At 41.6% G+C, this 14,922-nt stretch carries 9 protein-coding genes; 7 read left to right on the top strand and 2 right to left on the bottom strand.

The window, feature by feature from the left end:
- The first annotated feature begins 193 nt into the window (after positions 1-193).
- The 3 genes from ACQY4U_RS09400 (at position 194) to ACQY4U_RS09390 (ending at position 4,508) form a co-directional block, all read left to right on the top strand.
- Positions 194-955 carry an SGNH/GDSL hydrolase family protein gene (locus tag ACQY4U_RS09400; RefSeq protein ID WP_428329134.1) on the top strand — a complete coding sequence of 254 codons (762 nt, stop codon included), beginning with the start codon at positions 194-196 and terminating at the stop codon, positions 953-955.
- Between the two features lie 205 nt (positions 956-1,160).
- Positions 1,161-3,086 (top strand): ribosomal protection-like ABC-F family protein, encoded by a 1,926-nt coding sequence (gene abc-f / locus ACQY4U_RS09395; RefSeq protein WP_428329133.1) that lies wholly within the window; start codon positions 1,161-1,163, stop codon positions 3,084-3,086.
- Positions 3,087-3,158: 72 nt separating this feature from the next.
- On the top strand, positions 3,159-4,508 hold the full coding sequence (locus ACQY4U_RS09390) for a DUF5103 domain-containing protein (protein WP_428329132.1): 1,350 nt from the start codon (positions 3,159-3,161) through the stop codon (positions 4,506-4,508).
- A 26-nt stretch (positions 4,509-4,534) separates the two neighbouring features.
- On the opposite strand, the gene ACQY4U_RS09385 is transcribed toward ACQY4U_RS09390, so the two are convergent.
- A complete protein-coding gene (locus ACQY4U_RS09385) occupies positions 4,535-5,161 on the bottom strand; it encodes an alpha/beta hydrolase (protein ID WP_428329131.1) in 627 nt (208 codons plus the stop codon).
- A gap of 2 nt (positions 5,162-5,163) precedes the next feature.
- Positions 5,164-6,099, bottom strand: a complete 936-nt coding sequence (locus ACQY4U_RS09380; protein WP_428329130.1) for a ring-cleaving dioxygenase — start codon at positions 6,097-6,099, stop codon at positions 5,164-5,166.
- Between the two features lie 218 nt (positions 6,100-6,317).
- On the opposite strand from ACQY4U_RS09380, the gene ACQY4U_RS09375 reads away from it, so the two are divergent.
- The 4 genes from ACQY4U_RS09375 (at position 6,318) to ACQY4U_RS09360 (ending at position 14,769) form a co-directional block, all read left to right on the top strand.
- A complete protein-coding gene (locus ACQY4U_RS09375) occupies positions 6,318-6,638 on the top strand; it encodes a phosphoribosylpyrophosphate synthetase (protein WP_428329129.1) in 321 nt (106 codons plus the stop codon).
- 200 nt (positions 6,639-6,838) lie between these two features.
- The gene (locus ACQY4U_RS09370; RefSeq protein WP_428329128.1) at positions 6,839-11,959 is read left to right on the top strand and encodes a translocation/assembly module TamB domain-containing protein; all 5,121 of its coding nucleotides are present in this window, start codon (positions 6,839-6,841) and stop codon (positions 11,957-11,959) included.
- Position 11,960: 1 nt separating this feature from the next.
- Complete coding sequence (locus tag ACQY4U_RS09365) at positions 11,961-14,255, top strand: BamA/TamA family outer membrane protein (protein ID WP_428329127.1); 2,295 nt, start codon at positions 11,961-11,963, stop codon at positions 14,253-14,255.
- Between the two features lie 64 nt (positions 14,256-14,319).
- A complete protein-coding gene (locus ACQY4U_RS09360; RefSeq protein WP_428329126.1) occupies positions 14,320-14,769 on the top strand; it encodes an aspartyl protease family protein in 450 nt (149 codons plus the stop codon).
- Positions 14,770-14,922: the final 153 nt, after the last annotated feature.

Here is a 14,922-nt window from a genome sequence, read left to right as displayed (position 1 = left end):
AAAGAACGTTATCTTACAGATGTATCCAATAATGGTGTTGCTAAAAAACAGATACCTTTTTAACTTTTCATTGTAACAAATCAGCAAAGTTTACCGGGTAAGTATCACATTCCCTATATTAGCCATACCAAAGTGGCAACGGTATGCTTTAACAGCACCATTAACCACCACCCAATTGAAACATCAACCCAATATGAATACGAACAATAACCGCCGTAGTTTTATAAAAAATGCCGCCATAGGCTCAGTTGCGGCCCTGGCATTGCCGCAAATTGTGTCGGCAGCAGTTGCAGAACACGGCATAAAAAAAGTAAAACTGGCGCAAGATGATATTATCCTTTTCCAGGGCGATTCTATAACCGACTGGGGCCGCGATCATGCTAAATCAGTACCAAATGATACCGGCTCTCTGGGTACAGGCTATGTATTGCTCACCACCGGACAGCTCCTGATAAAATATCCCGAAAAGAATTTAAAGATCTATAACAAAGGCATCAGCGGTAACAAAGTTTACCAGCTTGCAGAGCGCTGGGATACCGATGCATTGGCTATAAAACCAAATGTATTAAGCATTCACATTGGCGTAAATGATTTTTGGCATACCCTTACCAATGGCTATAAAGGCACTATTGATACCTACATCAGCGATTACCATAAATTACTAGACCGTACCAAACAGGCCCTGCCTGGTGTAAAATTTGTGATCTGCGAGCCTTTTGCCCTTAAAGGAGTGAGAGCCGTTGATGATAAATGGTACCCAACGTTTGATCTTTTCCGCAAGGCCGCGCGCGATATTGCCACCGAGTATAATGCGGCCTTTGTACCCTACCAGGCGGCATTTGATAAAGCCCTTGAACTTGCACCCGCCAACTACTGGAGCCTTGACGGTGTACACCCTGCCATAGCAGGCGAAGCACTGATGGCAAAAACATGGATGGAAACCGTAGTGGGTTAATTTAGGTGAAAGGCGAAGGGGGAAAGGTAAAGCTGATTTGGTGTGGATGAAAAGCAAAAAACAAGGACTGTTTAGCGCATAAAATACTGGAGATTGTTTATTCAGTATCACATTTTTGAGTGAGGATTGAAAACCTTTAAGCTTTAGCCTTTTACCTTTAAGCAAACTTCCGTCTTTCGGCTCAAAAACGTATCTTTGCGCCCAAATGATAGCTATAAACAACCTTACGTTTGAGATTGGTGCACGGGCCTTATACGATGATGCTAACTGGCATATAAAACCGGGAGAAAAAATTGGCCTTATTGGCGCCAATGGAACCGGTAAAACAACCCTTTTGAAAATTATTGTAGGCGACTACAAACCCACTTCGGGTACTATATCAATGGCTAAGGACCTTACTATGGGTTACCTTAACCAGGATCTGCTTTCCTACTCGTCTGATAAATCAATTGTGCATGTGGCAATGGAGGCATTTACCCGCCAAAACCAGCTGCATGATGAAATTGAAGTATTACTTCAAAAACTGGAAACAGACTACAGCGATGATCTTTTACATAAGCTAAGCGATAAACAGCACGAGTTTGAAGTGCTTGACGGTTATAATATTGAATACAAAGCCCACGAAATTTTAGCAGGTTTAGGTTTTAGCGAAAGCGATTGCCAGCGTAAGCTAAGCACCTTTTCGGGAGGGTGGCGCATGCGTGTTATGCTTGCCAAAATATTACTACAGGCACCGGATATTTTGTTACTGGATGAGCCCACCAACCACCTGGACTTACCATCTATCCAATGGCTTGAAGATTACCTTAAGGCGTTTGATGGCGCTATCGTTATCGTATCGCACGATAGGTGGTTTTTAGATAAGGTAATTAACCGTACGGTTGAATCGCGTAAGGGCAAGCTTACTGTTTATGCCGGTAACTATACTTTTTACTTAGAAGAAAAAGCACAGCGCGAAGAAATTCAGCGTGGTGAGTTTAAAAACCAGCAGTCAAAAATCAAACAGGAAGAGCGTTTGATCGAACGTTTCCGCGCCAAGGCTTCAAAAGCAAAAATGGCACAGTCGCGTATCAAAATGCTTGATAAAATGGAACGTGTTGATGATGTTGATGATGATAACCCATCGGTAAACTTCAGCTTCCGTTTCTCCAAACAATCAGGCAGACACGTGGTAACAATGGAAAATATTACCAAAAAATATCCAACCATTGATATTTTGGACCATGCCGAAGCCATTATTGAAAAAGGCGATAAAATAGCGCTTATAGGTGCTAACGGTAAGGGTAAATCAACCTTGCTGCGTATTGCTGCTGGCGCTGATACTGATTTTGAAGGTAAATGCGAAACAGGGCACAACGTATCGCAAACATTTTTTGCGCAGCACCAGTTAGAGTCATTACACCTGGAAAGCCAGATCTTGCAGGAACTGCAATCATTTGCACCTAAACATACCGAAACAGAACTTCGTTCAATATTAGGATCATTCCTTTTTACTGGTGATGATGTTTTCAAAAAGATCAAAGTATTATCAGGAGGAGAAAAATCACGTGTTGCTTTAGCTAAAGCCTTAACCGCTGATGCTAACTTCCTGATCCTGGATGAGCCTACCAATCACCTTGACATTGCTTCGGTAAACATATTGATACAGGCTCTTACACAATTTGAAGGTACTTTTATCGTTGTATCGCACGATAGGTATTTCCTTGATAATGTGGCCAACAAAATCTGGTTCATTGAAGATCAGAAGATAAAAGTTTACCCGGGTACCTACGCCGAGTTTGATGTTTGGAATGCTAAACGCAAGCTTTTACCAAAACAAGCGGCAGCGCCTGCTCCTCAACCTAAAAAGGAAGAGAAAAAGGAAACAGCCCCGGCTAAACAACCATCTGAAAACAAGTTTCAGCAATTAAAAAAGCTGAACCAGGACTTAGCGAAGATGGAAGAGCAAATGACCGACCTGGAAAAAACTGTTAAGGATTTAGAGGCACAATTAGCCGACGATAAATTATACAACGACGCCAAAAAACTTAAAGCCATTAATGATAGTTACCAGTTAAAAAAACTTGACCTTGGGCATGTTCAGTTAAAATGGGAATCATTGGCCGAACAGATCATGGAGCTGGAAGCATAATACAACAATTGCCATTGCGGGTAATGAACTGTTACCCGCAATGGCAAATTGAATATTTTATTTGTTTAGTATATGAATAAAAACGAAACAATCAGTTACAGGCGCCTCATCAGTTTGTGCTGTAAAGTTAATGATTGCTTCGCCCCTGCCGCTTACCTGCGGCTTGTTACATGGGTTATCACCCTGCTCCTCATTACAATCGGCTCCTGTGCTTTTGCCCAGTCACCTTATGATAATACGGTTTATCATCCCGAAATAAAGAGCGTTGAGTTTTATAATACCGCAAAAAAAGCATCGTTCCCAATAATTACCCTAAACAGCAGCGAAAAGCTTTTGCTGGCTTTTGATAACCTGTTAGGCGGCACCGTAAACTATTATTATACCATTGATCATTGCGATGCCAACTGGAACTCCTCAAACATTTCAACTGCCGAATATTTAAAGAACTATACCGATGATAAAATAACCGATTACAGCTATTCATCAGCCACGGTGCAAAAATATACGCATTATGAAATTAAGCTGCCTAATAATAATATTGCCCCTAAAATTGCAGGTAATTATATCCTGAAGGTGTATGAAGATGGCGACCAAACCAAGCTGGTGCTTACCCGCCGCATGTATGTGGTTGATGCTAAAATAAATATTGCTGCCGATGTAGTTCCATCAAACGATAACACATTAAGGCAAAGCAACCAAAAAATAAACTTCACGCTTGATTATGGCAGCCTGCGGGTGCAGAACCCGGGTGCCGACCTGCGCACTTTTGTTATGCAAAACGCCCGCAGCGAAACCAGCATTTTAAATACCCAGCCTACTTACATCCGCGGCACGCAGCTAATTTACAGTGATATTACAGCTAATGATTTTGCAGCGGGTAACGAGTTCAGGCATTTTGATACCCGGAGTTTAAAGCTAAATTCAGACCGGATCTCGAAAATCTACCGCGACACCGCCAATGCCGTGGTTTTATTGACCGACCCCGACAGAAGCCAGGCTAATTATACTTTGCTGTACGACCTTAACGGTAGCTTTTACATCCTGAACCAGGACGGTACCGACCCGCGTACCGATGCAGATTATTCGCACATGTATTTCAGCTTGGCAAGTAAAAAATCGCCGGCTGCGGGTACGCCCTATATTGTTGGTCAGTTTAATGATTATAAGCTTGATGAGCAGAGCAAGCTGCACTATGATGCCACCTATAGCAAGTGGACCACCAATTTGCTTTTAAAACAAGGCGTGTTTGATTATACTTATGTTTGGGTTGATAAAGCAAGCGGCAAAGCCGATGCTACCGCTTTGGAAGGCAGCTATTTTGAAACCGAAAATGATTACCAGTTATTGGTTTATTACCGCCCGCCCGGCTCACGCTGGGAAGAATTAATAGGTTACAAGCTGCTTAATTCTGTAAAAAAATAGCCTGTAACCTACTACCATAAAAACACTTATTTATTAAATATCAACTCATTGGCAAGGTCAATTTCCTGCTGGGTTATGGTATGCGGGCGCCCTTTAAATACTTTAAGGCTTACAGCAGCATTGAGCTGTTGCAGGGCGGCAACACTTTCCTCTACCCTGCTTATAGGCACATGAGGGTCTGGGTCGCCGATGGTTATTAGTATGGTGGTGCCTTTAAAATCACCCTGGTATTTAGTGGTATCAAAATGTTCTCCTATTAATCCGCCTGTAAATGCTACTGCGCCGCCATATTGTTTGGCATTGCGGGCCACATACTCCAGCGTTAGGCAAGCCCCTTGCGAAAAACCCAGAAAATATATTTTTTCCTCCGGCATACCATCAGTAACAACCTGGGCCACCAAATCGCCAATTATTGTCAATGCCGAATTTAGTGCCGGCTGGTTTTGTGCATCAGGTGCTATAAAGCTGTAAGGGTACCAACTGTTATTAGTAGCCTGCGGTGCGTAAACGGCCATATTTTTTAACCCTAACTCATCTGCCAGGCTGGCAATGTTTTGGGCCGTCCCTCCGCGGCCATGAATCATTATCAGGGCAGCCCCGGCCTTATTTGCCGGGGTACCTGCTGTTATATATTGCTTTTGATGTGTGTACATAATCAGGCTAATTGAGGTAAAGTTTTTTCTAACGTACTGCGGAACTGTTCAAATTTTGAAGGTAACATTAGGTGTGTGCCTAATTCATCCACTGGTTCGTCCACGTCAAAACCCGGGTTATCGGTTGCCAGTTCAAATAAAACACCTCCCGGCTCGCGGAAGTACAAGGAGTAAAAATAATTACGGTCAATTTTATCCGTAATATTTAAACCCAATGCGGCTATTTTTTCGCGGTACAGCATTAGTGTTGCTTCATCCTTAACACGGAAGGCTACGTGGTGTACCGAACCGCCTGCTACGTGCCCGGCAACTTCGCCTGCTACTTCAACCAGGTCAACAATGGCTGCATTTTCAACAGCATCCGTAATAAAACGGTAGCGGTTTACCTGCTGTTCAAGCAAACGGTAGCCAAATACGCCGGTTAAAATATCGGCAGTTGGCTGCATTTTATTAGTGGTTATGGTAATGTTATGAAAACCTTTGGTCGCATTTTCGGCTTTAACCTCATTGGTTTCCCAGGGTAAGCGTTGGTCTGCCATTTTTGAGGCTATCAGCTCCAATTTTAAACCATCCGGATCTAAAAAGGTTAAATATGGCTCGCCAAATTTTTCGGCAACTTTGTTATAGATCACATTATGATCCTCAAAACGTTTAAGCCAAAAATCAAAGCTGTTTTCAGGCACTGAATAACCTATTTCGGTAGCCTGACGGGCACCCCTTCGGCCAGCGCTTATCCCCTCCCAGGGGAAAAAAGTAAGGATGCTGCCGGGTGTTCCTTGCTTATCGCCATAATATAAATGGTAAGTTTCAGGGTCGTCAAAATTCACGGTTTTTTTAACCATGCGCAGGCCCAATACTTTTGTATAAAAATCATAATTGCGTTTGGCATTACCGGCAATTGCAGTAATATGATGGATGCCGTTAACTGTATTTTCCATATTCTTATTTTTTAAGTTGACTATTTTGATTGATTACACTACAAATTTAGCCACTTGCCCAAAGCAAAAACTTGACCTACCATAAGAAATAAAAACAGCATCACTTTTTTGTAAAAATTCATTTCACAGTAAAAGAAAAATATCATCCTCATAAAACAACGGCTACTTAAAACTATTGGTTAACTTTACGTAGCTACCGTAATCAATACAGCAATACCATGAAACAAAAATTCCACTACGATACCGTAAGCGAAGCCGTAACCCAGCTAAAGGCACAAGGCTTTACACTGGATCTTAATTTAAAATCAAACCAGTTTACTGCCGGTGATGATGTTTTTCATGCGGAGGATTTTGAAATAGTTGACCTTTACCGTTACGAGGGTGCATCAGACCCTGCTGATGAAGCTATAGTTTATGCGCTTGCATCGCCAGCAGGTATAAAAGGAATACTGGTTTCGGGCTATGGCCTTTATACTGATGAAGCCGCTGTGCAAACCTTAAAACAACTGCACTATAAATATCAGCAGTCGCAATTATAATTGAACACCCATTTTTCACTTACCCTGTTTACTGGTCAGTTTCTAAACTTCAAACCGTTTTAAGCAACTGTGTTTAAGCTTTCAAAAAACTTCGATTTCAGGTATAAACAGCTATAAAATTTTATAGCAACACACAAAACTTTAATTCTTCATTTTGGTTATAAATTAAAACTGGATTAACCTTTGAAAAATTTATACAATTGAGACGATTTGGACGTATAGCCCTAAAAACCATTCTCTGGATAATTGCCAGTGTCATTTTCCTGATATTGCTTATTGTTATTTTGATCCAGGTTCCTGCTGTACAAAATTTTGCAAAAAACAAAGCCGTTACTTTTATACAGGGAAAAATCCATACCAAGGTACAAATAGGCCACATCAGCCTTGGCTTGCCCAAACTGATCGTACTGGAAGATGTTTACTTTGAGGATCAGAAAAAAGATACCCTGATAGCCGGAGAAAAACTTAAGTTAGACATCAGCCTGTTAAAACTGCTCAGCCACAAGGTTGAAATAAACGAGATTAACCTGCAAGGTATTACCACCAATATAAACCGTGGTGCTGATAGTGTTTTCAATTTTGATTACATCCTTAAGGCATTTGCAGGCGAGCAAAAAAAAGAGGTAAAGCCAACTGATACGGCCTCTACCATGAAATTCTCTATCGACAAGGTGATCCTCGATAAGATCAACGTATCGTATAAGGACAAGATAACCGGGAACGATATAAAATTCATATTAGGGCATTTTGATACCCGCATTAAGGATTTTGATCTGGATAAGATGAAATTCACTATCCCTAAGATCAATATTTCAGGTATTGATGCCCGCATTATCCAAACGCCTGTAGCCGCCGTTCCGGATACTTCAACCTCGCCATTAAATATGACCCTTAACCTGGGTACAATTGATATTTCGAAAGTAAAAGTTGATTACCGCAGTGCGCAAATGAGTACCTTGGTGGGTTTGGGTAAACTTTTGGTCGAGATGGATAAGATAGACCTTAAAAATCAAAAGATCGGCATAAAAAGTATTGAGCTAAATGATACAAAAGCAGGATTGGTATTAGCCAAACCCGAGCCTGTTAAAAAAGCAATTATAAAAGCGGTTAAAAAGCTGGATACGTTAGTTGCATCGCCGCAGAGCGGAAAAGGCTGGTCGGCCACCCTGGGTAAGGTTATTTTTAGTAATGATAATATTAAGTTTGATAACGAAGCTCAAAAACCGATAGCAAAAGGCCTTGATTTTGGGCACATGGACATCAGGAAACTGAATGCCGACGCTGCAAATATCTCTTATAACCCTGATACCATTTCGGGCAAGATCAATGCGTTTACCTTCAGCGATAAAAGCGGACTTAACATCAAAAAGTTCCACACCACATTTTTATACGGACCAAAAAGTGCATACCTGGATGATCTGCTTTTAGAAACTCCGCAAACTACGCTTCAACAGCAGTTACAGGTAACTTACCCATCCATTGCATCATTAAGTAAAAATTTAGGGCAACTGTATATTAATGCCAATTTAAATGGCAGCAAGCTGGGCCTTAAAGATGTTTTATTGCTGATGCCGACCATGGCCAGTATGGAACCGTTTAAGCATTCGCCAAATGCTGTGTTTAAAATTGATGGCAGGGTAATTGGCAAGGTAAATGACCTGCGTATTCCAAGCCTGGAGATCACCGGCTTAAGTAATACCCATATCAAGGCATCGGCCACCATGAGGGGCCTGCCTGATGTTAACAAGGCCTATTTTGACCTGAATATTGACGACCTGAATACCAGCCGTGCCGATATTGCCAAGCTGGTAGCCCCGTCAATGATCCCGGCATCGGTAAGTATCCCGGCCAATCTTAATTTAAAAGGAAACTTTAAAGGCGGCTTATACAATTTTAATACGCGGATGAGCTTACGGTCTACCTATGGTGCTGTTGATTTAATTGCCGGTATGCGCAACGGTAATAAAAAGGCAGCTGCAAGTTATACCGCTAATATAAAAGCCAATAACCTTAATGTAGGTGCATTAACCAAACAGCCGCAAACGGTTGGTAGTATCACTTTAACAGCTACCGTTGCAGGCACAGGCCTTGATCCTAAAAAGGCAAACCTGAAATTCAGCGGAGATGTGATAAAGGCTTATGTTAAGGGATATACCTATCAAAACCTGATGGTAACCGGTACTGCCCACGATGGTAATTATACCACGCAGGCCCGCATGAAAGACCCTAACATTAATTTTACCCTTAATGGCAAGGCCAACATGAACAAAAAATATCCCTCTGTAAACGCTACTTTACAGCTGGATAGCATCAATCTGCAAAAATTAAACCTCAGCAAAACAGATATGCGTGTGCATGGCAAACTTGTTGCCGATGTACCAACCGCTGATCCGGATTATCTGAATGCCAATATCCTGCTTACCAATCTGATCATTGCTCAAAAACAACAGGTAATTAAGCTGGATACCATCAGCCTGGTATCAACCGCCAACGCCGATAGCAGTACTTTACGGTTAAAGGCCCCAATGCTTAATGCACATTTGGATGGCAAGTATAAACTGACCGAAATGGGCACCGCTATACAGGATGTTACTAATAAATATTTTAATACAGACCGTGCCAAGCCTGTTAATGCAAAGGCCAAAGCAAATTATTCGCCGCAGCAGTTTGCCTTTGATATTCGTATTGTTAAAACGCCATTGGTAGCCCAGTTTGCACCTGATTTAAAAACGCTCGATCCTATTTTAATTAACGGACATTTTAATAGTCAAACCGGTGATTTAGTGGTTAACGGCACTATGCCTAAGATAGTTTATGGTACCAATACCATCAACAACATGAAACTGGCCATTAACACTGGTAATAATGCGCTTAATTACAATTTATCGGTTGATGAGGTTAAAGTATCATCATCCATCGATCTGTTATACACCAGTATTTCGGGCAATGCCCAAAATGATAAGCTGAATGTAAGCGTACAGGTGCGTGATGCTGCCAAAAAGGAGCGTTACCGCCTGGCGGGGGTATTCAGCATATTATCTAATGAGTACCAGTTCAGCTTTTTAAAGGATGGGTTGATATTGGATTATACGCCTTGGTCCGTTAATGCGGATAATGCCCTGCAATATGGCAGCAAAGGTATTTTAGCAAAGGATTTTACCATAACCAACAGCAACCAGATACTCAGCATTAATAGTGATACGCAGCAGATGAATGCACCCGTTACGGTATCATTTAAAAACTTTAAGATAGAAACACTTACCCGCGCCGCGCAGCAGGATTCGTTACAGGTGGGCGGGGTTATTAATGGCGATGCGCATATCAGCAATATTGAAAAAGCACCGGTATTTACATCGGCTCTGAATATTAACGATCTTAATTTTAAGGGCGATACCTTAGGTAACGTGGCTCTCAAGGTAAATAACCAAACAGCAAATGCATTTGCTGCCGATGTTAGCATAACCGGCAAAGGCAACCAGGTAAACTTAAATGGATTATATTATACCAAGCCTGCCAGCACGTTTGATATGAACCTGAACATTGTTACCCTTAACATGAAAAGTATTGAAGGTTTCAGCTTCGGCAGTATCCGCAATGCAAGCGGTAACATCAGCGGGCAGCTAAAAATATCGGGCTCAACTGATGCACCGGTAGTTAGGGGCGATATTAACTTTAACAAGGTAGGCTTTAATGTTTCGATGCTTAACTCCTACTTTACGATGCCAAAGGAGAGCATCACCTTTAACAATGATGGTATCCTGTTTAACGATTTCACGCTGATCGATTCGTTGGGAAACAAGGCGGTGGTAAGCGGAAGTATCTACACCAAAACTTTTACCGACTTTAAATTCGGGGTTGATATTAATGCCACCAATTTCAGGGTCATTAACTCTACCCAGCAGGATAATAAACTTTATTATGGTAAGCTTTATGTAGATACCAGAATCAGTGTTCGTGGTAATATGGCTAAGCCGGTGGTTGATGCCAACCTTACCGTTAATGATAAAACCGACCTTACTATTGTATTGCCTGAGGATGATCCAAGTTTGGAAGACCGAAAGGGCGTAGTTGAGGTAATTAACCCCAATGCGACTAAGGAAGACTCTTTATTTTTAGCCAAACAGCTGGATTCGCTCCGTAAATCGGATTTAACCGGGCTTGATGTTACGGCAACCATCAATATCAATAAAAACGCAAACTTTACTATTGTGGTTGATGAGCGTAATGGCGATGTGGTACATTTAAAAGGAGAAGCCGCTTTAAATGCAGGTATTGATCCAAGCGGAAAAATTAACCTGACGGGTACTTACAAAGTGAACCAGGGTTCATACAATTTAGCTTATGCTACTGTTAAACGCAAATTTAACTTTAAGCCGGGCAGCACCATTACCTGGACGGGCGACCCGACCAGTGCCAATATTGATTTGACTGCGGTGTATATAGCAAACGTACCCCCTATTGATTTGGTAAGCGATCAGTTAGGTACCGAAAACTCTACCATGTACAAGCAAAAGTTACCGTTTAATGTTAACCTGAGCTTAAAGAACGAATTGTTAAAACCCGACATCAGCTTTGATATTATATTGCCTGATAGCAGCTATACGGTATCGCCGGATGTGGTTTCGACGGTTAATTCGCGCTTGTCGCAAATCAGGCAGGACCCTAACGAGCTGAACAAACAGGTATTGGGTGTATTGGTACTTGGCCACTTTATTGGCGATAACCCATTACAAAGCCAGGGAGGCAGCACCGGACTTGAAGGTGCCATCCGTAACAGCGTGAGCAGCTTACTATCTGACCAGTTAAATAAGTTGGCTGGTAACCTGATAGGCGGCGTTCAGCTGAGCTTTGACCTTACCTCCGGGGCTGATTACTCGACGGGGACGGAACAGAACCGGACGGACTTAAATGTAGGCTTATCCAAACAGTTCCTTAACGACAGGGTGACGGTTACCGTTGGTAATAACTTTAACCTTGAAGGGCAGAACCAGCCGGGGCAAAAAACAACCGATATAGCAGGTAACGTATCTGTAAATTATAAAATAACCAAGGATGGCCGCTACATGATCCGCGCCTATCGCCGTGATGAGTTTATTGTTGTTGAGGGCGAAGTAATTGAAACAGGTATAGGTTTCTCACTTACTTATGATTACAACCGCTTTAAAGAATTATTCGCCAAAAAATCAAAGAAGGATAAAGAATTAGAGAAGGAATATAACGACAAGCAAAAAGAGTTAAAAAAGGAACAAAAGGCAGCCGATAAAAAAGCCGATTCAACAGCAACACAGGCACAACCTGTTAACAAACCAGTATCAAATTAATATGAACAGGCTTAGTTATTTATTTGTAGTGATTATTGTTTTTGCAAGCGCGTGCAGTACTACCAAGTACCTTGCACCGGGCCAAAAACTATATACAGGCGGCGAAATAAAAATTACTGATAAAAATGCATCTAAAAGTGAAGCTAAAGCTTTAAAAAGTGAGCTTGAAGGCTTATTAAGGCCACAACCCAATGGCAAAATTTTAGGCCTTAGGTTTAAGCTATATGTTTATGAAAAAACCAAGACTAATAAACGTACCGGTTTAAGGCATTATTTAAATACCCATATTGGCGAACCTCCTGTTTTGGTGAGTAGCGTCGACCTGGAAAAAAACAGCTCTATATTACAGAACAGGCTACAAAACGAAGGCTATTTTTTAGCGCAGATTAATGGTGATACTGTTGGTAAAAACAGAACAGCAAAAGCGGTTTATACCACGCAAACCGGCCCTGCATATCATTACCGTAAGGTGGTTTTCCCGCAGCAAAAGGACGATTTGGACACAGCAGTTACCGGTACATCGGCAAAGAGTTTGCTAAAGGTGGGTGATAAATTTAACCTGGATGTGATCAAGAATGAACGTATCCGTATTGATGCCCGTTTAAAGGAAGAAGGCTTTTATTACTTTGCTCCCGAGGACCTGATCATGAAGTACGATAGTACTGTAGCTGGCCACCAGGTAGATATGTTTGTGAAGATAAAAGACGCCACCCCCGATCAGGCCCGCTGGATTTACCAGATAAGGAATATATATGTTTACCCGCGTTATTCATTGCGTGACACTGCGCTAAAGCTTGATTCAGCTGTTAAATACCGTTGGTACAGCGTTATCGACCCTAAAAATACTGTACGCCCTTTTACCTTTAAAAATGCGGTACTGTTGCACCCCGGCGATACATACAATCGTACCGAACATAATAACTCATTAAACAGGTTTATCAACCTCGGTCCTTTTAAGTTTGTAAAGAACCGTTTTGAGGATGTTACGCCCGATTCGGCCAAGCTGGATATTTATTATTTCCTGACACAGCAAAAAAAGAAATCGTTACAGGTTGAATTGCTGGCAAGGCAAACTTCGGCAGACTATAATGGATCGCAGATTAACTTTAACTTTAAAAACCGCAATACATTTAAAGGTGCCGAACTATTTACCGTAACCCTTTTTGGCAGCGAAGACATACAGTTTGGCGGCAACAATAAAGGCTTTAATGTTTATCAAGTGGGTATACAGCCATCAATTGCATGGCCACGGTTTATAGGCCCTGTAAACTTCTCAACAGATAATGCCTTTATCCCGCATACCATTTTAACGGCTGGTTATACTCTGGTAAACCGCCAGCAGTTGTATACCCTTAACTCTTTTAACACTTCGTTCGGTTACCAGTGGAAACCAAGCATACATAAACAGCACGACCTGGATTTAATCTCCATTAATTATGTTGATGCAGCCAGTATCAGCCAGCTTTATTTGGATAGTATTAAGCACACGCGCAACCCCGCTTTGGCCCACGTAATTAACAAGCAGTTTACCTTTGGCCCTACCTATGCCTATACCTATACCAACACGATGGAAGATTACCGTACCAATACCTTTTTTTATAATGGTAAGGTAAGTTTATCCGGTAATTTATATGGTATAATAACCGGGGCCGATACCCTGAAAGGCAAGGTAAGCAAGCTGTTTGGCACACCGTTTAACCAGTATGTAAAGCTGGAGAACGAAATTCGTTTTTATCATAAATTAGGGTTAAGCAGCAAAATTGCTACCCGCTTAATGGTTGATGTTGGTTTACCTTACGGCAACTCAACCGTGCTGCCATATACCCAGCAATTTTTTATAGGTGGCGCAAATAGTTTGCGTGGTTTCCAGGCCAGGTCATTAGGCCCCGGTGCCTATAACCCGCCAACCAACCTTACTACAGGCACCAACTTTTTGCCTGATGAATCGGGCGATATAAAGATTGAGGCCAACATAGAGTACCGCCCTAAATTATTCAGCATTGTTGAAGGTGCGCTGTTTTTAGATGCCGGTAATATCTGGTTGTTAAAAAGCAATCCTTACCTGCCGGGTGCTGCTTTTGGTAAAAACTTTATCAATCAAATGGCTGCCGATGCCGGGTTTGGTTTACGCTTTAACCTGACAGTACTGGTATTACGTACAGATTTAGGTTTCCCAATTATAGAACCTAACTTACCTGCCGGGCAAAGGGTGGTAATTAACAAAATTGATTTTAGCAGTGCCAAGTGGCGTGGTGATAACCTGGTGTTTAACCTGGCTATAGGTTACCCTTTTTAATGGCCTGATTATTTAATTTTAGTACAATTATTTGCTAACCTTGCAGCAGCAAAAACGCTGTTAAATGGTTACCAGGCATACAAGACAAAGGAAATTCATCATCCCCTTACAAATCATTGAGCTGCAAGGCGATGGTTTTCACCCGTTAATTAATATCTCTGTTTTTGGCAGGCCTTTTATACTTGTTTTAGATACGGGAGCTTCCCGTACAGCATTTGATCAGGCCGTATTATTACAGGCCAAGCAAGATGCTGTGGTAACTTTAAGCCAGAGCGTTTCAACCGGCCTCGGCACCAACAGCATGGAATCATCCACCGCCTATATAAGTGATCTTTTTATCGGCGATTTGCTGATCAGCCCGTTTGAAGTAGCTGTTTTAGATCTTTCTACCATTAATATTGCCTACCGGCAATTAGGGCACCCTGAAGTTTTAGGTGTATTAGGGGGCGATATTTTAATGAAATATAAAGCTGTTATTAATTATCGCAAACATGTGTTAATACTTAACAAATAGTTAAAAATCTTCAGTTTCGTTAATCAAAACTATTCCGATTATACTGTATTAACTTCTTTAATGTACATATTGCATTTTGTACTTATTTAACTTTAACTTTATTATATAAGGTACGTATACCAATAACATATTGTACCACCGGACTAATTGTAC

It is taken from the genome of Mucilaginibacter sp. (genome assembly GCF_965277465.1).
Taxonomy (GTDB): Bacteria; Bacteroidota; Bacteroidia; order Sphingobacteriales; family Sphingobacteriaceae; genus Mucilaginibacter.
The sequence above is the reverse complement of the archived record's forward strand: the minus strand, read 5'-3'. Positions and strand labels throughout refer to the sequence as shown.